29 protein-coding genes are annotated in these 17,218 nt (G+C 40.2%); 28 read left to right on the top strand and 1 reads right to left on the bottom strand.

The window, feature by feature from the left end; all coding sequences use genetic code 11:
- Positions 1-5: 5 nt before the first annotated feature.
- The gene (gene sltY, locus J3U37_RS06810) at positions 6-1,946 is read right to left on the bottom strand and encodes a murein transglycosylase (protein WP_267373936.1); all 1,941 of its coding nucleotides are present in this window, start codon (positions 1,944-1,946) and stop codon (positions 6-8) included.
- Positions 1,947-2,109: 163 nt separating this feature from the next.
- On the opposite strand from sltY, the gene iscR reads away from it, so the two are divergent.
- The 28 genes from iscR (at position 2,110) to rplO (ending at position 17,214) form a co-directional block, all read left to right on the top strand.
- Positions 2,110-2,565: a Fe-S cluster assembly transcriptional regulator IscR gene (gene iscR, locus J3U37_RS06805; RefSeq protein WP_220218628.1), complete on the top strand. Its 456-nt coding sequence runs from the start codon at positions 2,110-2,112 to the stop codon at positions 2,563-2,565.
- 45 nt (positions 2,566-2,610) lie between these two features.
- Entirely contained in the window at positions 2,611-3,825 is a 1,215-nt protein-coding gene (locus J3U37_RS06800; RefSeq protein WP_267373933.1) for an IscS subfamily cysteine desulfurase, read from the top strand.
- 15 nt (positions 3,826-3,840) lie between these two features.
- A complete protein-coding gene (iscU, locus tag J3U37_RS06795; RefSeq protein WP_220218630.1) occupies positions 3,841-4,227 on the top strand; it encodes a Fe-S cluster assembly scaffold IscU in 387 nt (128 codons plus the stop codon).
- Complete coding sequence (gene iscA, locus J3U37_RS06790; protein WP_267329601.1) at positions 4,227-4,550, top strand: iron-sulfur cluster assembly protein IscA; 324 nt, start codon at positions 4,227-4,229, stop codon at positions 4,548-4,550. The genes iscU and iscA overlap by 1 nt, the downstream gene beginning before the upstream one ends.
- Before the next feature lie 14 nt (positions 4,551-4,564).
- The gene (gene hscB, locus J3U37_RS06785) at positions 4,565-5,083 is read left to right on the top strand and encodes a Fe-S protein assembly co-chaperone HscB (RefSeq protein ID WP_267329602.1); all 519 of its coding nucleotides are present in this window, start codon (positions 4,565-4,567) and stop codon (positions 5,081-5,083) included.
- Positions 5,084-5,120: 37 nt separating this feature from the next.
- Entirely contained in the window at positions 5,121-6,980 is a 1,860-nt protein-coding gene (gene hscA, locus J3U37_RS06780) for a Fe-S protein assembly chaperone HscA (protein WP_267373931.1), read from the top strand.
- A 14-nt stretch (positions 6,981-6,994) separates the two neighbouring features.
- On the top strand, positions 6,995-7,333 hold the full coding sequence (gene fdx, locus J3U37_RS06775; protein WP_220218634.1) for an ISC system 2Fe-2S type ferredoxin: 339 nt from the start codon (positions 6,995-6,997) through the stop codon (positions 7,331-7,333).
- 652 nt (positions 7,334-7,985) lie between these two features.
- A complete protein-coding gene (gene rpsJ / locus J3U37_RS06770) occupies positions 7,986-8,297 on the top strand; it encodes a 30S ribosomal protein S10 (RefSeq protein ID WP_006120582.1) in 312 nt (103 codons plus the stop codon).
- 31 nt (positions 8,298-8,328) lie between these two features.
- Complete coding sequence (rplC, locus tag J3U37_RS06765) at positions 8,329-8,955, top strand: 50S ribosomal protein L3 (RefSeq protein ID WP_065567159.1); 627 nt, start codon at positions 8,329-8,331, stop codon at positions 8,953-8,955.
- Positions 8,956-8,971: 16 nt separating this feature from the next.
- On the top strand, positions 8,972-9,574 hold the full coding sequence (gene rplD, locus J3U37_RS06760) for a 50S ribosomal protein L4 (protein WP_220218635.1): 603 nt from the start codon (positions 8,972-8,974) through the stop codon (positions 9,572-9,574).
- Positions 9,571-9,873, top strand: a complete 303-nt coding sequence (rplW, locus tag J3U37_RS06755; protein WP_034885052.1) for a 50S ribosomal protein L23 — start codon at positions 9,571-9,573, stop codon at positions 9,871-9,873. Before rplD ends, rplW begins: the two co-directional genes overlap by 4 nt.
- A gap of 18 nt (positions 9,874-9,891) precedes the next feature.
- Positions 9,892-10,716, top strand: coding sequence for a 50S ribosomal protein L2 (gene rplB, locus J3U37_RS06750; protein WP_065561019.1), 825 nt, complete (start codon positions 9,892-9,894; stop codon positions 10,714-10,716).
- A 19-nt stretch (positions 10,717-10,735) separates the two neighbouring features.
- A complete protein-coding gene (gene rpsS, locus J3U37_RS06745) occupies positions 10,736-11,014 on the top strand; it encodes a 30S ribosomal protein S19 (protein ID WP_024496505.1) in 279 nt (92 codons plus the stop codon).
- 13 nt (positions 11,015-11,027) lie between these two features.
- Positions 11,028-11,360, top strand: coding sequence for a 50S ribosomal protein L22 (gene rplV / locus J3U37_RS06740; RefSeq protein ID WP_034884235.1), 333 nt, complete (start codon positions 11,028-11,030; stop codon positions 11,358-11,360).
- 14 nt (positions 11,361-11,374) lie between these two features.
- Complete coding sequence (gene rpsC, locus J3U37_RS06735) at positions 11,375-12,112, top strand: 30S ribosomal protein S3 (RefSeq protein ID WP_065562942.1); 738 nt, start codon at positions 11,375-11,377, stop codon at positions 12,110-12,112.
- Positions 12,113-12,124: 12 nt separating this feature from the next.
- Positions 12,125-12,535, top strand: a complete 411-nt coding sequence (gene rplP, locus J3U37_RS06730; RefSeq protein ID WP_025314389.1) for a 50S ribosomal protein L16 — start codon at positions 12,125-12,127, stop codon at positions 12,533-12,535.
- Positions 12,536-12,727: a 50S ribosomal protein L29 gene (rpmC, locus tag J3U37_RS06725; protein ID WP_034902373.1), complete on the top strand. Its 192-nt coding sequence runs from the start codon at positions 12,536-12,538 to the stop codon at positions 12,725-12,727.
- Between the two features lies 1 nt (position 12,728).
- On the top strand, positions 12,729-12,989 hold the full coding sequence (gene rpsQ, locus J3U37_RS06720; RefSeq protein ID WP_220218636.1) for a 30S ribosomal protein S17: 261 nt from the start codon (positions 12,729-12,731) through the stop codon (positions 12,987-12,989).
- Positions 12,990-13,184: 195 nt separating this feature from the next.
- Complete coding sequence (rplN, locus tag J3U37_RS06715; protein ID WP_025314392.1) at positions 13,185-13,556, top strand: 50S ribosomal protein L14; 372 nt, start codon at positions 13,185-13,187, stop codon at positions 13,554-13,556.
- Between the two features lie 10 nt (positions 13,557-13,566).
- Positions 13,567-13,881, top strand: coding sequence for a 50S ribosomal protein L24 (gene rplX, locus J3U37_RS06710; RefSeq protein ID WP_220218637.1), 315 nt, complete (start codon positions 13,567-13,569; stop codon positions 13,879-13,881).
- Between the two features lie 17 nt (positions 13,882-13,898).
- Entirely contained in the window at positions 13,899-14,438 is a 540-nt protein-coding gene (rplE, locus tag J3U37_RS06705; RefSeq protein WP_025314394.1) for a 50S ribosomal protein L5, read from the top strand.
- Positions 14,439-14,449: 11 nt separating this feature from the next.
- Positions 14,450-14,755 (top strand): 30S ribosomal protein S14, encoded by a 306-nt coding sequence (gene rpsN / locus J3U37_RS06700; protein WP_065634459.1) that lies wholly within the window; start codon positions 14,450-14,452, stop codon positions 14,753-14,755.
- Positions 14,756-14,772: 17 nt separating this feature from the next.
- Positions 14,773-15,165 carry a 30S ribosomal protein S8 gene (gene rpsH, locus J3U37_RS06695; RefSeq protein WP_267329604.1) on the top strand — a complete coding sequence of 131 codons (393 nt, stop codon included), beginning with the start codon at positions 14,773-14,775 and terminating at the stop codon, positions 15,163-15,165.
- Positions 15,166-15,176: 11 nt separating this feature from the next.
- Positions 15,177-15,710 carry a 50S ribosomal protein L6 gene (gene rplF, locus J3U37_RS06690; protein WP_220218639.1) on the top strand — a complete coding sequence of 178 codons (534 nt, stop codon included), beginning with the start codon at positions 15,177-15,179 and terminating at the stop codon, positions 15,708-15,710.
- Between the two features lie 9 nt (positions 15,711-15,719).
- Entirely contained in the window at positions 15,720-16,073 is a 354-nt protein-coding gene (gene rplR / locus J3U37_RS06685) for a 50S ribosomal protein L18 (protein WP_025314398.1), read from the top strand.
- A 14-nt stretch (positions 16,074-16,087) separates the two neighbouring features.
- Positions 16,088-16,588 carry a 30S ribosomal protein S5 gene (gene rpsE / locus J3U37_RS06680; RefSeq protein WP_025314399.1) on the top strand — a complete coding sequence of 167 codons (501 nt, stop codon included), beginning with the start codon at positions 16,088-16,090 and terminating at the stop codon, positions 16,586-16,588.
- A 6-nt stretch (positions 16,589-16,594) separates the two neighbouring features.
- Positions 16,595-16,774 carry a 50S ribosomal protein L30 gene (gene rpmD / locus J3U37_RS06675; RefSeq protein ID WP_025314400.1) on the top strand — a complete coding sequence of 60 codons (180 nt, stop codon included), beginning with the start codon at positions 16,595-16,597 and terminating at the stop codon, positions 16,772-16,774.
- A 5-nt stretch (positions 16,775-16,779) separates the two neighbouring features.
- Positions 16,780-17,214 carry a 50S ribosomal protein L15 gene (gene rplO / locus J3U37_RS06670; protein WP_160403070.1) on the top strand — a complete coding sequence of 145 codons (435 nt, stop codon included), beginning with the start codon at positions 16,780-16,782 and terminating at the stop codon, positions 17,212-17,214.
- The last annotated feature ends 4 nt before the right edge of the window (positions 17,215-17,218 follow it).

Below are 17,218 nucleotides of genomic sequence, written 5' to 3'. Positions count from 1 at the left end.
CACCATTAATAGTGTTTACTAAATTCATTTTCCGTTAAGATTTTACTCTTTTTCTGACCTAAAATTGTTTGGTAAATATAATCATAAACTAATATATTTTTGACATAATTCCGGGTTTCGGTAAAAGGTATACTATCGATAAAGGCGACTGCATCGAGTTTTCCGCCACTTTTACTTAACCATTTTTTAACCCGACTAGGTCCTGCATTGTAAGCAGCAGAAGCTAAAATGCGATTTCTGTCATTTTGCTCATATACTTTATTTAAAAAGTAACTACCTAATAAAACGTTGGTTTGTGGTTCAAATAATTGAGATTGCGAGTAATAAGTCACTGAACTAACTTTTGCCGCAGTCTCCTTAGCAGTGGCTGGCATCAACTGCATTAAACCACTCGCCCCGGCAGGCGATTGAATTGCTGTGTTAAAAGCGCTTTCCTGACGAGTGATCGCTAAAGCATAAGATAACGGAATGGTTTTATCTTTTAAGGCATCTTTATACAGCCCTAAGTACATTATCGGTAAGCGTTCAGTCCAATTATCCCATAGTTTACCGGAAATTGTGGCTAAAATACTTAAATCGCCCCAACCTTTCTGATGAGCATATATGGCTAGATCTAAATAGGCTTTCGCTTGAGTCTCATTTTTTAAGACCGCACGCCATTCGGCAACCGACTCGGACATCATACCTAATAATCTTAACTCTTTTATTCTTTTTACCGCAAGTTGATTGTCGTATTTGCTGTTAAGTGTATTGATTTGAGCAGATGACGGGGTTTTCGATTGATTATTAACAATATAAGGTTTTTTGAGCGTTTGAGCACTTATCATGCCGTAAAAACCACGATTAGTCTTCAATTTTTCTAAAATTTCATGGGCTTGTTTGGTCTCTTTCTTATCTAATAGCACACGCGCTTGCCAATATTGCCAGTCCTCTTTTAATTGATCTTCAGGCGTAAGTTGTGTTAACCAATAGGCTAAATCTTTATAGTTGTTGTCATCGATTGCCTTACGAATGCGTTTTTCAACTAAGGTAGTATCATGACTTTGGGCAATATAATCATCTCGCCATTTTATTTGTTCATCGGTTGCAAGATCACTGAAATAACTATTAGCCAGACTTTTTCGTAGCAGGTTTTGCTCGGTTTGAGACAGTTTTTGCTTTTCAATTAATTGTGGCAATAAAGTTGCCGCTACATTCATATCGGCTTTAGCTAACCGTGGAAAAGTTGCCATAACAATTTTTTTAGTAAACGGACTGGCGCCAATATTTTTAGAAAAGTCTTCTATTTTTCGAGGATTTTCTAATAGGGCTAATAAATGCGTTTTCGTGGTTTGATAAGTTGCATCTAATTGGTTGGCTAAATAACGTGCCAACTTAAGGTTGTTTGCTTCAAACGCAAGTTCGACACGTAATAAAATCATATTTGCGGTGCGTTTTCCACTTTTAGACCAGACATCAAGTAGCGGATCGCAGGCGGAAGGAAGCTCTTTGCCTATCTTCCATAATGATTCGACCGAATCGAGGACGTCTTGTTTATTGTTTAGTTGTAATAATGCATATTGATTTCGGCAAAAGGACGAAGTTGAATCATCTTTGGGAAACGAGATAATCGCTGACCAATCTTTTCGATTGGTTAATTCGGTTAGATATGTTTGAGTGAGCGAAGATGTTAATGGAAAGTTTGGATATTGACGGACAAAATTACTGACTAAATCAGGGCTAACCGTTTTACGATTAAGTTGAAAAAACTGTGCGGCTGCATAAGGGTATAATGGATAGTCTGTTAGTGTATTGAGCAGTTTGAATTGTTCATCATAACTCAGTGTTTGATAGGTATTTTGCCATTTTTTGAAGCTTTCTCTTAACGTGATTTGAGTATTATTTGCCCATACATTATTTGTCACTAATAAACTAACGATCAAGAAACATCGAAATACAAAACTCATTTTCTAACCCCTGCATCAAATTGGAGTGCTAGATTAGCATATTTTGTTATCAATCGTCGATGAAAGAAGCGATAGATTAATTCCCACTAAAATAGTCAACTAAATACTTGACTAAAATTAAAGGAAATATAAAATATTCACATTACACACAGGGGAATGATTAATGAAATTGACATCAAAAGGGCGATATGCGGTAACCGCAATGTTAGATGTGGCATTGCATTCACAATCAGGCCCTGTATCACTCGCTGATATTTCAGAACGTCAGGAAATATCACTATCTTATCTTGAACAACTATTTTCTCGTTTACGTAAAAATGGCTTAGTAACCAGTGTTCGTGGTCCTGGTGGCGGTTACGTTCTCAGCCGTAGCATGGATCAAATCGCCATAAGCTCAATTGTGAAAGCCGTAAATGAAACCGTTCATGCAACAAAATGTCATGGTCAAGATGGGTGTCAAGGCGGTGTAAGATGTTTAACCCACTCTTTATGGAATGACTTAAGCGAGCGCATTGAAGAGTTTTTAACCAGTATCACGCTAAGTGAATTAGTCAACAATAAAGAAGTTAAAGCAGTAGCGAATCGACAAAGTCATATCCAACACGTCACAATTAGTTAAGAACTATTATACAGATATACAGAATTTGTTTTTTGGGAGCAGTTAATGAAATTACCTATTTATATGGATTACGCAGCAACAACGCCTGTTGATCCTAGAGTTGCTGACAAAATGATGCAATATTTAACCTTAGATGGTATTTTTGGTAATCCGGCATCTCGTTCACATAAATTTGGTTGGCAAGCCGAAGAAGCGGTTGATATTGCCCGTAACCAAATTGCCGATCTTATTGGCGCTGATTCACGGGAAATTGTTTTTACCTCTGGGGCAACTGAGGCTGATAATCTGGCTATCAAAGGCGCAGCGCATTTTAATAAAGCCAAAGGTAAACACATCATAACTTGTAAAACTGAACATAAAGCCGTACTTGATACTTGCCGTCAACTTGAGCGAGAAGGGTATGAAGTGACTTATTTAGCCCCGGAATCTGACGGCATACTTGATCTTAATAAGCTTGCACAGGCGATGCGTAGCGATACGACAGTTGTCTCGGTTATGCATGTCAATAATGAAACCGGCGTGATACAAGATATCGAAAAAATCGGTGAAATGTGCCGTGAAAGAGGCATTGTTTTTCATGTTGATGCCACTCAAGCTGTGGGTAAATTACCGATTGATGTATCGAAATTAAAAGTCGATTTAATGTCATTTTCCGGTCATAAAATCTATGGACCAAAAGGCATCGGTGGGCTTTATGTACGACGTAAACCACGGGTACGCATTGAAGCACAAATGCACGGTGGTGGACATGAGCGTGGTATGCGTTCGGGTACATTACCTGTACATCAAATTGTTGGCATGGGCGAAGCCTACCGTATTGCCAAAGAGGAAATGGCAACTGAAATGCCACGATTATTAGCCCTAAAAAATCGGTTATGGAATGGTTTAAAAGATATTGAAGAAGTGTACTTAAATGGCTCTTTAGAGCACAGCGCACCAAATATCTTAAATGTTAGCTTTGCTTATATTGAGGGCGAATCATTAATGATGGCATTAAAAGATTTAGCAGTGTCTTCCGGCTCTGCCTGTACATCGGCAAGCTTAGAGCCTTCTTATGTACTGCGTGCATTAGGACTTAATGATGAGCTTGCCCATAGCTCGATTCGTTTTTCATTAGGACGATTTAGTACAGAAGAAGAAGTTGATTATGTCATTAAATTGATTAAAGACTCTATCGATAAGTTAAGGGATCTTTCCCCACTTTGGGAAATGTTTAAAGATGGTGTTGATTTAACGACAATCAAATGGTCAGCCCATTAAAATTAGGAGTAAATTATGGCATATAGCGAAAAAGTCGTTGATCATTATGAAAACCCTCGTAATGTGGGTTCATTCGATCAAAATGATCCTAATGTTGGTAGTGGTATGGTCGGTGCGCCAGCATGTGGTGATGTAATGCGATTACAAATCAAAGTTAACGATGAAGGCATTATTGAAGATGCTAAATTTAAAACCTATGGTTGTGGTAGTGCGATTGCTTCGAGCTCTTTAGTGACCGAATGGATCAAAGGTAAATCGCTCGATGAAGCGCAAGCGATTAAAAATACCGATATTGCCAAAGAGCTGGCATTGCCCCCGGTTAAAATTCACTGTTCAATTTTAGCCGAAGATGCAATTAAAGCAGCAATTGATGACTATAAAACTAAAAAAGGACAACGTTAATGGCTATTACATTAACTACTAGCGCAGCCAATCGAGTTCAAGCGTTTTTAGCTAATCGTGGAAAAGGCGTTGGGCTCAGACTTGGCATTAAAACATCAGGTTGTTCGGGTATGGCTTATGTTTTAGAGTTTGCCGATACAATTAATGATGATGATAGCGTTTTTGAAGATAAAGATGTAAAAGTCATCGTCGATAAAAAAAGTTTAGTTTACATTGACGGCACCGAACTTGATTTTGTCAAAGAAGGCTTAAACGAAGGCTTTAAATTTAATAATCCTAATGCGCATAACGAATGTGGTTGTGGCGAAAGCTTTAATGTTTAATTGGAGCGATGATTGTGGATAACTATTTTGAGCTGTTTCAATTGCCGATAAGTTTACCTGTCGATATGGCGCATTTAACTGCGCACTATCAGCAGCTACAAAGACAGTATCATCCGGATAATTTTGCTAATGCAACTGATAGCGAAAAAGTGGCAATTATTCAAAAGTCGGCAATGATTAATGATGCTTATCAAACCCTTAAAGATCCAATTAAAGCGGCGCAATATCTGCTGTCTTTACAAGGATTCGATGTGGAAACAGAGCAAAATATTATTCATGATGCTGACTTTTTAATGGAACAATTCACCTTGCGTGAACAGCTTGATGAGATCGAACAGCAGGCGAACTTTGCCCTTTTGGATGATTTTGATGCGCAAATATCAGAGCGAAAGCGAGCGGTCTACCAGCAACTATTGCAACATATAGCAAAGCAAGATTGGCAATTAGCACTGAATCAAATCTATAAAATCCGTTATCTAGCTAGATTGATTGAACACATCGAAAAGTTACAAGAAAAACAATTTCCTTTATAATTTAAGATAAGTCACACATCAATTAGAGATAGATTAAATGGTTTTATTACAGATCAGTGAACCGGGACAAACCCCAGAACCTCATCAGCGCCGCCTTGCGGTCGGCATCGATCTTGGTACAACAAATTCATTAGTGGCAACGGTGCGTAGTGGCAAATCAGAAGTACTGCCCGATCTAGAGGGTGAGGTATTACTCCCTTCGGTTGTTCATTATGGCCTTGATCATGATGATAATATGATTATTACTGTCGGTAAAAATGCCAAAACTAGTGCGACCAGTGATCCGCAAAATACCGTCAGTTCAGTAAAACGGCTAATGGGGCGAAGCGAAGCTGATATTGATGTCTCGCATTTTCCCTATTCCTTTTCATTTACTGAAAATGGCGTGCCTTTATTAAATTTACCCAATATTAAAGTCAATCCAATTCAAGTATCAGCAGAAATTTTAGTTGCGCTGGCTGAGCGAGCTAAGCAGAGCTTACAAGGTGAAATAGACGGTGCGGTCATTACCGTTCCAGCCTACTTTGATGATGCCCAACGACAAGCAACCAAAGATGCGGCTAAATTAGCCGGTTTGCATGTTCTTCGTCTGTTAAATGAGCCAACTGCCGCTGCCATTGCTTATGGTTTGGATTCGGGCAAAGAAGGCGTAATTGCGGTTTATGATTTAGGTGGCGGTACGTTTGATATCTCTATTCTTCGACTACATAAAGGGGTGTTTGAAGTACTGGCTACCGGTGGCGATTCAGCCCTCGGCGGGGATGATTTTGATCGGTTAGTGGCGAATGACATCAAAACGCAGTTAGGTATAGATTCTGCTGATGATCATCGCTTAAACCAGCAAATTCTTAATCAAGCTGTCGAAGCTAAGATAGCCTTAAGCCAGCAAGAGAGTGTGGAATGTCAGATTAATAATCAAACATTAACCATTACCCGAACGCAGTTTGAACAACTCATTGAGCCATTAGTTAAGCGAACTTTAGCCGTTTGTCGACGAGCGTTGAAAGATGCCAATATCGATGCCGATGAGGTGTCAGAAGTGGTGATGGTTGGTGGGTCAACTCGTGTGCCATTAGTCCGTCAACTCGTTGCTAACTATTTTAGGACTGAGCCATTAACCTCAATCGATCCAGATCAGGTGGTGGCAATCGGTGCTGCCATTCAAGCTGATATCTTAGTTGGCAATAAGCCAGATTCTGATATGTTATTGCTTGATGTCATTCCACTGTCTTTAGGGATCGAAACCATGGGGCAGTTGGTTGAAAAAATCATTCCTCGTAATAGCACGATACCTTGCGCACGTGCTCAAGAGTTTACCACTTTTAAAGATGGGCAAACGGCGATGATGATTCATGTGCTACAAGGAGAACGGGAAACGGTTGCCGATTGCCGTTCGCTAGCGCAGTTTACGCTACGTGGGATTCCGCCAATGCCAGCTGGGGGCGCGCATATACGTGTGACGTTTCAAGTTGATGCTGACGGTTTATTAAGCGTCAGCGCCATGGAAAAATCAACCGGGGTTGAAGCAGCCATTCAAGTCAAGCCTTCTTACGGTTTAACCGATAATGAAATTGCTAACATGATTCAAGATTCAATTAGTCATGCCCAAGAAGATAAACAAGCTAGAATGCTTGCTGAACAAAAAGTTGAAGCAGCAAGAGTGCTGGAAACACTACAAAGCGCTTTAGATAAAGATGCTGATTTATTAAGCCCAGCGGAACTGGAACAAATTTTAGCCGCTAAACATCAATTACAACTCGCCAGTGAATCTGACGATCGTTATCACATTCAAGCGCAAATTAAAATTGTTGATAGTGTTACGCAAAACTTTGCGGCTAAACGTATGGACAGATCAATCCGTCATGCATTAACCGGTCACAATGTTAATGATATTTAACTAACGAGATTATTATGCCAAAAATTACTTTTTTACCTAATGCCGATCTTTGCCCGGAGGGAAAAACCGTCGAAGCAGAGGAAGGCGAATCTATATTAGAAGTTGCTTTACGCAATGATATTGAAATTGAGCATGCTTGTGAAATGTCGTGTGCTTGCTCGACTTGTCACTGTATTGTCCGTAAAGGATTTGATTCACTGCAAGAGAGTGATGAACAAGAAGATGATATGCTTGATAAAGCGTGGGGCGTTGAGCCACATAGCCGTCTGAGTTGTCAGGCACGAGTTGCTGATGAAGATTTAGAAGTAGAAATTCCAAGATATAGTCTTAATCACGCCAAAGAAGATCATTAATTCGTCGCCATAGTGGCGACTTTTATCACGCTATATCGGCTATCTTTATTAAGTGTATTCAATCGTTTTTGTGTCGATAATGTGATTCTGGTATTTTCTATCTTGCCTTACTTTTATTTTAGCGTTAATGGCTGACATTGAATATCAGGTATTATCCAAAAAAGATAACCTACTTTACGGGTATGAAGTCAAAATAAGCAGATTGATAAATCACTAAAAGAGCAAAATTTAGCGAGTAACTATTCTATTGACGCTCTCATTAACTATCGAACTATCTAATCTCATCTTGCTAACCTCATCTCGTAAATCTTCGTCCGATGCGCTATCGCAAGTGTCGCCTTAGAAAATTGCCGGTGTTTAGTTTTTGACAACCCAGTTTATTTGCTAAAGATATCTAATTATCGATAAGTTTTGATGAATTACTCCTTGCATTAGTTGATTATTTACGTATAATTGACGCACTTTGTTTGTTGCATTTTCGATAAACAAATGCGTATGACGATATAATCGTATATAAAAATATTGAATTATATCAACAATATTCCCGATTTGGGAATTACGAAAAAGAACGGATTACACTCTCCTGTCAATCGAAACAGGGCAAGAGGAGTAGTCTTTTGTTATAACTTTTAAATAGTGGAGCTCTGGTCTCATGTCGAACCAAAGAATCCGTATCCGGTTAAAAGCGTTTGATCATCGTTTGATTGATCAATCAACTGCTGAAATTGTAGAAACTGCGAAGCGCACAGGTGCGCAAGTTCGTGGTCCTATTCCATTACCGACACGCAAAGAGCGTTTCACAGTATTGATTTCTCCGCACGTAAATAAAGATGCGCGTGATCAATATGAGATTCGTACTCACAAACGTCTAGTTGATATCGTTGAGCCAACTGAAAAAACAGTTGATGCTTTAATGCGCCTAGATCTTGCTGCCGGTGTTGATGTGCAGATCAGTTTAGGTTAATCCTAGGCTGAATGATTGAGAGGTCGAAACAATGATTGGTTTAATCGGTCGTAAAGTAGGAATGACACGAATCTTCACCGAAGAGGGTGTTTCTATTCCTGTCACCGTAGTTGAAGTTCAAAGCAACCGCATTACACAAGTTAAAACACTTGAGAATGACGGTTATCAAGCCATTCAGGTTACTACTGGCAGCAAAAAAGCAAGCCGTGTAAACAAACCTGAAGCAGGTCATTTCGCTAAGGCTGGCGTTGAAGCTGGTCGTGGTCTATGGGAATTCCGTTTTGAAGAAGGCGAATTTACTGTAGGTCAAAGTATTAACGTTGATATTTTCACAGACGTTAAAAAAGTTGATGTTACTGGTACATCTAAAGGTAAAGGTTTTGCTGGCGTAACTAAACGTTGGAATTTCCGTACTCAAGATGCAACACATGGTAACTCTTTGGCACACCGTGGTCATGGCTCTATTGGTCAAAACCAAACTCCGGGTAAAGTGTTCAAAGGTCGTAAAATGGCAGGTCACCTAGGTAATGAACGTGTAACCGTTCAAAACTTAGATATTGTACGTGTTGATGCAGAGCGTAACCTTTTATTAATTAAAGGTGCTGTTCCTGGCGCAATCAATAGTGACGTAATTGTTAAACCGGCAATCAAGGCTTAACGTCGAGGAGATAGAGATGGAATTAGTAGTAAAAGACGCGCAAGCGCTTTCTGTTTCCGAAACTACCTTCGGACGTGAGTTTAATGAAGCGTTAGTTCATCAAGTAGTTGTTGCTTATGCATCTGCTGCTCGTCAAGGCTCACGCGCACAAAAAACTCGTGCAGAAATCGCTGGTTCAGGCAAAAAACCATGGCGTCAAAAAGGCACAGGTCGTGCTCGTTCAGGTTCTATTAAGAGCCCAATTTGGCGTAGTGGTGGTGTAACATTTGCAGCAAAACCACAAGATCATAGCCAAAAAGTTAACCGTAAAATGTATCGTGGTGCATTAAAGAGTATTTTCTCTGAATTAGTGCGTCAAGAGCGTTTAGTTGTAGTTGAAAACTTTACTGTTGAAGCACCTAAGACTAAATTATTAACTCAGAAATTAAATGATATGAACTTAAATGATGTTCTTATTATCTGTTCTGAAGTTGATGAAAATCTTTTCTTAGCAGCACGTAACTTACATAAAGTTGATGTGCGTGATGTGGCAGGTATTGATCCAGTTAGTTTGATTGCATTTGACAAAGTGGTTATCACTGTTGATGCCGTTAAACAAGTAGAGGAGATGTTAGCATGATTCGTGAAGAGCGTCTGCTGAAAGTCCTGCGAGCACCACATGTTTCTGAAAAAGCATCTATTTCAATGGAAAAAACAAATACATTAGTATTGAAAGTTGCTAAAGATGCTACTAAGAGAGAGATTAAAGCCGCAGTTGAACAACTATTTGAAGTTAAAGTAGATGACGTAAATACACTTGTTGTTAAAGGCAAAGTAAAACGTCGTGGTCAACAAATTGGTCGCCGTAGCGACTGGAAAAAAGCTTACGTTACTTTAGCAGAAGGTCAGAATTTAGACCTTGCTGGCGTCGCTGAGTAATTCGGAGGAGTAAGAACAATGGCAGTTGTTAAGTGTAAACCTACATCTCCGGGTCGTCGCCACGTTGTTAAAGTGGTTAACCCAGAGTTGCATAAAGGTAAACCTTATGCACCGTTGCTTGATTCAAAAAGCAAAACTGGTGGTCGCAATAATAATGGTCGTATCACTACCCGTCATATCGGTGGTGGTCATAAACAACATTATCGTATTGTAGACTTTAAGCGTAATAAAGATGGTATTCCAGCAGTTGTTGAACGTTTGGAATATGATCCAAACCGTAGTGCAAATATTGCATTGGTTTTATATAAAGACGGTGAACGTCGTTATATTTTAGCGCCTAAAGGCTTAAAAGCAGGTGATCAGATCCAATCTGGCGTTGATGCAGCGATTAAAACAGGTAACTGTTTACCAATGCGCAACATCCCAGTCGGTTCTACCGTGCATAATATTGAAATGAAACCAGGCAAAGGCGGACAACTTGCTCGCTCTGCTGGTAGTTATGTTCAAATCGTTGCGCGTGATGGTGCATATGTAACATTACGTCTACGTTCAGGTGAAATGCGTAAAGTATTATCTGATTGCCGCGCCACTATTGGTGAAGTTGGTAACTCAGAACATATGCTTCGCGTATTAGGTAAAGCGGGTGCAACGCGTTGGCGTGGTGTTCGTCCTACTGTTCGTGGTACAGCAATGAACCCGGTAGACCATCCACATGGTGGTGGTGAAGGTCGTAACTTTGGTAAACATCCTGTGTCTCCATGGGGTCAAAAAGCCAAAGGATTGAAAACGCGTAGCAACAAACGTACTGATAAGTATATTGTTCGCCGTCGCAATAAGAAATAATTAATATAGAGGATTAGCTATGCCACGTTCTCTCAAGAAGGGTCCTTTTATTGACCTACACTTGCTGAAGAAGGTAGAGAAAGCGGTGGAAAGCGGGGACAAGAAACCAATTCGTACTTGGTCCCGTCGTTCAACGATCTTTCCTAACATGATCGGTTTGACCATCGCTGTCCATAATGGTCGTCAGCACGTTCCAGTTTATGTTTCCGACGAAATGGTTGGTCATAAATTGGGTGAATTCGCGCCGACTCGTACTTATCGCGGCCACGCGGCTGATAAGAAAGCTAAGAAGAAATAAGTAGGAGAAAGAGATGGAAACAATTGCAAAGTACCGCCACGCTCGTTCTTCTGCACAAAAAGTTCGCTTAGTTGCAGATCTTGTTCGCGGTAAGAAAGTGTCTCAGGCACTAGATATTTTAACGTACACCAATAAAAAAGCGGCTGTACTTGTTAAAAAAGTATTAGAGTCTGCTATTGCTAATGCAGAGCATAACGATGGTGCTGATATTGATGATCTGAAAGTTGCGAAAATTTTCGTAGACGAAGGCCCAACCATGAAGCGTATTATGCCTCGTGCAAAAGGTCGTGCAGATCGTATTTTGAAGCGTACGAGTCACATCACCGTGATCGTCTCAGATCGCTAGGCTGGAGAATAGCAATGGGTCAAAAAGTAAATCCAAATGGTATCCGATTAGGCATTGTCAAGCCTTGGACATCTACATGGTATTCGGGTACAAAGACATTCGCTGATAATTTAGAAAGTGATTTTAGAGTGCGAGAATTCTTAAACAAAGAATTAGCACAAGCGTCAATCTCTAAAATTGTAATCGACCGTTCAGCAGAAACTAACGTTCGTATTACTATCCATACTGCTCGTCCGGGTATTGTGATTGGTAAAAAAGGCGAGGACGTTGAAAAATTACGTAATGCCGTAGCTTCTATTGTCAATAAATACAAAGACAAAAGAGAGAAACGTGATGTTGCAGTACAAATTAATATTGCTGAAGTTCGTAAACCTGAACTTGATGCAAAATTAGTTGCTGACAGTATTACCTCTCAGTTAGAACGCCGTGTTATGTTCCGTCGTGCTATGAAACGTGCGGTACAAAACGCAATGAAAGCGGGTGCTAAAGGTATCAAAGTTGAAGTAAGTGGTCGTTTAGGCGGCGCTGAAATCGCTCGTAGTGAATGGTATCGTGAAGGTCGTGTACCTCTACATACTCTACGTGCTGATATCGACTATGGTACATCTGAAGCATTAACTACCTATGGTATTATTGGTGTTAAAGTGTGGATCTTCAAAGGTGAGATCCTTGGTGGTATGGCTGCCGTTGAACAAGCAGAAAAACAACCTGCTGCTCAACCGAAAAAGCAGCGCAAAGGCCGAAAACAATAAGGAGCGTCGCTGATGTTACAACCAAAGCGTACAAAATTCCGTAAAGTGCACAAGGGCCGCAATCGTGGTCTTGCTGTAAGTACTGACGTTAGTTTCGGTACATTCGGTCTTAAGGCTGTGGGTCGTGGTCGTTTGACTGCGCGCCAGATCGAAGCAGCACGTCGTGCAATGACTCGTGCAGTTAAGCGTCAAGGTAAAATCTGGATTCGAGTTTTCCCTGATAAACCAATTACTGAAAAACCACTTGAAGTGCGTATGGGTAAAGGTAAGGGTAACGTTGAATACTGGGTTGCACAGATTCAACCAGGTAAAGTCCTTTATGAAATGGACGGAGTACCGGAAGAAGTTGCTCGTGAAGCATTTGCGTTGGCAGCTGCAAAACTGCCAATTAAAACCACCTTTGTGATTAAGACGGTGATGTAAATGAAAGCAAAAGAGCTACGCGAAAAAAGCGTTGAAGAGTTAAATACTGAACTTCTTAATTTATTACGTGAGCAATTTAACTTACGTATGCAATTAGCTGGGGGTCAGTTAACACAGACTCATATGTTAAAACAAGTGCGTCGTAATATTGCACGTGTTAAAACATTATTAACTGAGAAGGCGGGTGCGTAATATGACTACTGAAGTAAAAATTCGTACTCAGCAAGGTCGTGTTATTAGCGACAAAATGGATAAATCTATTACTGTAGCTATTGAACGTAAAGTGAAGCATCCGTTATATGGTAAGTTCATTAAACGTACGACTAAATTGCATGTACATGATGAAAACAACGAGTGTGGTATTGGTGATACTGTTGAAATTAAAGAGTGTCGTCCATTATCAAAAACCAAATCTTGGACTCTTGTTCGAATCGTTGAAAAAGCAGTTAAATAATCTTTATTGATTAAAAACTGTACATAATATAATAAACGGCCCAACAGCCGTTTATTTTATGCTATCCATTTTATTTGAGTGGTGTTATACTATGCGCCCTCACATATGTGGGTTTTTGGTTGTCTATTCTTATCCATGGTAGTTGAGGTGGATGAAGGTAGATTAGACAATAATTTATTTATACGGAGCATTAAAATGATCCAAGAACAGACTAGGCTAGATGTTGCCGATAACTCTGGCGCACGTAGCGTAATGTGTATCAAGGTTCTCGGTGGATCGCACCGTCGTTATGCAGCGGTAGGTGATATCATCAAAGTTACCATTAAAGAAGCAATTCCACGTGGTAAAGTGAAAAAAGGTGATGTACTTAAAGCTGTTGTCGTGCGCACTAGAAAAGGTGTTCGTCGTCCTGATGGATCTGTCATTCGTTTCGATCGCAATGCTTGTGTTATTTTAAACAATAACAGTGAGCAACCGATTGGTACGCGTATTTTTGGACCGGTCACTCGTGAACTTCGTTCTGAGAAGTTTATGAAGATCATTTCATTAGCACCAGAAGTACTGTAAGGAGCGGGTAATGGCAGCGAAAATCCGTCGAGAAGATGAAGTTATCGTGTTAACCGGTAAAGATAAAGGTAAACGCGGTAAAGTAAGAAGTGTTTTGTCTACTGGTAAAGTGATTGTTGAAGGTATCAATTTGGTGAAAAAACACCAAAAACCTGTACCTGCATTAAATCAAGAAGGTGGAATTGTTGAGAAAGAAGCAGCAATTAATGTTTCTAACGTCGCAATTTTTAACCCGGCTACAGGCAAAGCGGATCGCGTAGGCTTTCGTATTGAAGACGGTAAAAAAGTCCGTTTTTATAAGTCTACTAATGAATTAATCAATTAAGTAATTTGGAGTGTACGATGGCGAAACTGCATGATTACTACAAAGCACAGGTAGTAAATAAACTGCAAGAACAGTTTGGCTACAAATCTGTCATGCAAGTCCCTCGGATCGAAAAGATCACCTTGAATATGGGTGTGGGTGAAGCAATTACTGATAAGAAATTATTAGATAATGCGGTTGCAGATTTAGCAGCAATCAGTGGTCAAAAACCACTTGTCACAAAAGCACGCAAATCAGTTGCTGGTTTTAAAATCCGTCAAGGGTATCCTATTGGTTGTAAAGTCACTTTACGTGGCGAACGTATGTGGGAATTTTTTGAACGTCTAGTTTATATTGCTCTTCCTCGTACTCGAGATTTTCGTGGTTTAAGCGCAAAATCTTTCGATGGTCGTGGTAACTATAGCATGGGTGTTCGTGAACAAATCGTTTTCCCTGAAATCGATTATGATAAAGTTGATCGTGTTCGTGGTTTAGATATTACTATCACCACTACTGCACAATCTGATGAAGAAGGCCGAGCTTTATTATCTGCCTTTAACTTCCCATTTCGTAAGTAAGGTAGGGCATAATGGCTAAACAATCAATGATTGAACGCGATAAGAAACGCGTAAAGCTAGCAGAAAGATATTTTGCAAAGCGTCAAGAATTAAAAGCGATTATCTCTGATCTTAATGCATCAGATGAAGATCGTTGGAATGCAGTGCTTAAATTGCAAACGCTTCCTCGTGATTCTAGTCCATCACGTCAACGTCGTCGTTGTCGTCAAACAGGTCGTCCTCATGGCGTCCTTCGTAAGTTTGGTTTAAGCCGTATTAAGGTCCGTGAATCAGCCATGCGTGGTGAGATTCCAGGTCTTAAAAAGGCAAGTTGGTAATCAGGGGAGTGTTATAGATGAGCATGCAAGATCCTATAGCAGATATGTTGACCCGTATTCGTAACGGTCAAGCTGCGAATAAAGTTGCAGTCACCATGCCTTCCTCTAAGCTAAAAGTGGCAATTGCCAATGTGCTAAAAGAAGAAGGTTATATTGGGGACTTTAAAGTTGTTGGTGACACTAAGCCAGAATTGGAAATCACTTTAAAATATTTCCAAGGTAAAGCTGTAGTAGAAAGTATTAAACGTGTTAGCCGTCCAGGTTTACGTATTTATAAACGTAAAGACGAATTGCCAAAAGTAATGGCTGGACTAGGTATCGCAGTTATTTCTACTTCTAAAGGTGTTATGACTGATCGTGCAGCACGCCAAGCTGGTCTTGGTGGTGAAATTATCTGCTACGTAGCGTAAGGGAGAAAAAAATGTCTCGTGTTGCAAAAGCACCTGTCGTTGTTCCTGCTGGCGTAGAGGTAAAACTCAATGGTCAGGTAATTACGATTAAAGGTAAAAATGGCGAGTTATCTCGTACAATTAATAAAGCTGTTGTAATTAATCAAGAAGAAGGTCAAATTAAATTTGCACCTCGTGAAGGTTTTGCTGATGCTTGGGCTCAAGCAGGTACAGCTCGCGCATTGATTAATGCAATGGTAGTTGGTGTTACTGAAGGTTTTACAAAAAAACTTCAGCTAGTTGGTGTCGGTTATCGTGCACAAGTTAAAGGTAATGCAATTGGTTTATCTCTTGGATATTCACATCCAATTGAACATCAATTACCTGCAGGTGTAACAGCTGAGTGTCCTTCTCAAACTGAAATCGTACTAAAAAGTGCTGATAAACAGTTAATCGGACAAGTAGCAGCAGATATCCGTGCTTATCGTCGTCCTGAACCTTATAAAGGTAAAGGTGTTCGTTACGCAGATGAAGTTGTGCGTACTAAAGAAGCTAAGAAAAAGTAAGGTAACACTATGGATAAGAAATCAGCTCGTATCCGTCGTGCAACTAAAGCGCGTCGTAAGATGCATGAACTACTTGCAACTCGCTTAGTAGTTCACCGTACTCCGCGTCATATTTATGCGCAGATTATCGCACCAAACGGATCAGAAGTACTGGCAGCCGCTTCTACATTAGAAAAAGCTATCAGTGAAAGTTTAAAATACACTGGAAACAAAGATGCAGCAGCAGCAGTTGGTAAAGCAATCGCAGAGCGTGCATTAGCGAAAGATATCAAAGAAGTTTCTTTTGATCGTTCGGGTTTCCAATATCATGGTCGAGTTCAGGCGCTAGCAGATGCTGCTCGCGAAGCTGGCCTACAGTTCTAAGGTAGGAGTTAAAGATGTCAAACATCGAAAAACAAGCTGGTGAACTGCAGGAAAAATTAATCGCAGTTAACCGAGTTTCTAAAACCGTAAAAGGTGGTCGTATTTTTAGTTTTTCTGCACTAACTGTTGTTGGTGACGGTAACGGTCGCGTAGGTTTTGGATATGGTAAAGCACGTGAAGTGCCAGCAGCAATTCAAAAAGCAATGGAAAAAGCACGTCGCAATATGATCAATGTTGCTTTAAATAACGATACTTTACAGCATCCGGTTAAAGGTGCTCACACAGGTTCTCGTGTTTATATGCAACCAGCATCAGAAGGTACCGGTATTATCGCTGGTGGTGCGATGCGTGCAGTATTAGAAGTTGCCGGAGTTCGTAACGTTCTAGCTAAAGCATATGGTTCTACTAACCCAATTAATGTGGTTCGTGCAACAATCGATGGCTTAGAAAATATGAAATCACCTGAAATGGTTGCTGCTAAGCGTGGTAAAACCGTCGAAGAAATTTTGGGGTAATTAGCCATGGCAAAAACAATTAAAATTACACAAACTCGTAGTTCAATTGGTCGCCTTCCGAAGCATAAAGCAACGTTAGTAGGTCTAGGATTACGTCGTATTGGTCATACTGTTGAGCGTGAGGACACTCCTGCTATTCGCGGTATGGTAAACCAAGTTTATTACATGGTTAAAGTTGAGGAGTAATAGTAATGCGTTTAAATACTTTATCTCCTGCTGAAGGTTCAAAGCATGCACCGAAACGTCTAGGTCGAGGAATCGGTTCTGGACTAGGTAAAACTGGTACTCGTGGTGTTAAAGGTCAAAAATCTCGTTCAGGTGGCGGCGTTCGTCGTGGCTTTGAAGGTGGTCAAATGCCTTTATATCGTCGTTTACCAAAATTTGGTTTTACCTCACGTAAAGCTCTAGTTACAGCTCAAGTTCGTCTTTCAGATTTAATGAAAGTCGAAGGTGATATTGTTGACCTAAATAGCTTAAAAGTTGCAAATGTGATCAATTCACAAATCGAATACGCTAAAATCATGTTATCTGGTGAAGTAACTAAACCAGTAACAGTTCGTGGAATTCGAGTAACTAAAGGTGCTAAAGCTGCAATTGAAGCTGCTGGCGGAAAAATTGAGGAATAATTAG

This window comes from Gilliamella sp. B3172, from assembly GCF_026536465.1.
Taxonomy (GTDB): domain Bacteria; phylum Pseudomonadota; class Gammaproteobacteria; order Enterobacterales; family Orbaceae; genus Gilliamella.
The sequence above is the reverse complement of the archived record's forward strand: the minus strand, read 5'-3'. Positions and strand labels throughout refer to the sequence as shown.

Excerpts from the sequence above, each read along its gene's own strand:
- hscA (WP_267373931.1), top strand. The coding sequence starts at position 5,121 with ATGGTTTTATTACAGATCAGTGAACCGGGACAAACCCCAGAACCTCAT.
- iscR (WP_220218628.1), top strand. The coding sequence starts at position 2,110 with ATGAAATTGACATCAAAAGGGCGATATGCGGTAACCGCAATGTTAGAT.
- rplF (WP_220218639.1), top strand. The coding sequence starts at position 15,177 with ATGTCTCGTGTTGCAAAAGCACCTGTCGTTGTTCCTGCTGGCGTAGAG.
- rplW (WP_034885052.1), top strand. The coding sequence starts at position 9,571 with ATGATTCGTGAAGAGCGTCTGCTGAAAGTCCTGCGAGCACCACATGTT.
- rplN (WP_025314392.1), top strand. The coding sequence starts at position 13,185 with ATGATCCAAGAACAGACTAGGCTAGATGTTGCCGATAACTCTGGCGCA.
- iscA (WP_267329601.1), top strand. The coding sequence starts at position 4,227 with ATGGCTATTACATTAACTACTAGCGCAGCCAATCGAGTTCAAGCGTTT.
- rplV (WP_034884235.1), top strand. The coding sequence starts at position 11,028 with ATGGAAACAATTGCAAAGTACCGCCACGCTCGTTCTTCTGCACAAAAA.
- rplP (WP_025314389.1), top strand. The coding sequence starts at position 12,125 with ATGTTACAACCAAAGCGTACAAAATTCCGTAAAGTGCACAAGGGCCGC.
- rplO (WP_160403070.1), top strand. The coding sequence starts at position 16,780 with ATGCGTTTAAATACTTTATCTCCTGCTGAAGGTTCAAAGCATGCACCG.
- rpsQ (WP_220218636.1), top strand. The coding sequence starts at position 12,729 with ATGACTACTGAAGTAAAAATTCGTACTCAGCAAGGTCGTGTTATTAGC.
- sltY (WP_267373936.1), bottom strand. The coding sequence starts at position 1,946 with ATGAGTTTTGTATTTCGATGTTTCTTGATCGTTAGTTTATTAGTGACA.
- rpsC (WP_065562942.1), top strand. The coding sequence starts at position 11,375 with ATGGGTCAAAAAGTAAATCCAAATGGTATCCGATTAGGCATTGTCAAG.
- rpsN (WP_065634459.1), top strand. The coding sequence starts at position 14,450 with ATGGCTAAACAATCAATGATTGAACGCGATAAGAAACGCGTAAAGCTA.
- rpsJ (WP_006120582.1), top strand. The coding sequence starts at position 7,986 with ATGTCGAACCAAAGAATCCGTATCCGGTTAAAAGCGTTTGATCATCGT.
- rplX (WP_220218637.1), top strand. The coding sequence starts at position 13,567 with ATGGCAGCGAAAATCCGTCGAGAAGATGAAGTTATCGTGTTAACCGGT.
- rpsE (WP_025314399.1), top strand. The coding sequence starts at position 16,088 with ATGTCAAACATCGAAAAACAAGCTGGTGAACTGCAGGAAAAATTAATC.
- iscU (WP_220218630.1), top strand. The coding sequence starts at position 3,841 with ATGGCATATAGCGAAAAAGTCGTTGATCATTATGAAAACCCTCGTAAT.
- rplB (WP_065561019.1), top strand. The coding sequence starts at position 9,892 with ATGGCAGTTGTTAAGTGTAAACCTACATCTCCGGGTCGTCGCCACGTT.
- fdx (WP_220218634.1), top strand. The coding sequence starts at position 6,995 with ATGCCAAAAATTACTTTTTTACCTAATGCCGATCTTTGCCCGGAGGGA.
- rpsS (WP_024496505.1), top strand. The coding sequence starts at position 10,736 with ATGCCACGTTCTCTCAAGAAGGGTCCTTTTATTGACCTACACTTGCTG.
- rplR (WP_025314398.1), top strand. The coding sequence starts at position 15,720 with ATGGATAAGAAATCAGCTCGTATCCGTCGTGCAACTAAAGCGCGTCGT.
- rpsH (WP_267329604.1), top strand. The coding sequence starts at position 14,773 with ATGAGCATGCAAGATCCTATAGCAGATATGTTGACCCGTATTCGTAAC.
- J3U37_RS06800 (WP_267373933.1), top strand. The coding sequence starts at position 2,611 with ATGAAATTACCTATTTATATGGATTACGCAGCAACAACGCCTGTTGAT.
- rpmC (WP_034902373.1), top strand. The coding sequence starts at position 12,536 with ATGAAAGCAAAAGAGCTACGCGAAAAAAGCGTTGAAGAGTTAAATACT.
- rplC (WP_065567159.1), top strand. The coding sequence starts at position 8,329 with ATGATTGGTTTAATCGGTCGTAAAGTAGGAATGACACGAATCTTCACC.
- rpmD (WP_025314400.1), top strand. The coding sequence starts at position 16,595 with ATGGCAAAAACAATTAAAATTACACAAACTCGTAGTTCAATTGGTCGC.
- rplD (WP_220218635.1), top strand. The coding sequence starts at position 8,972 with ATGGAATTAGTAGTAAAAGACGCGCAAGCGCTTTCTGTTTCCGAAACT.
- rplE (WP_025314394.1), top strand. The coding sequence starts at position 13,899 with ATGGCGAAACTGCATGATTACTACAAAGCACAGGTAGTAAATAAACTG.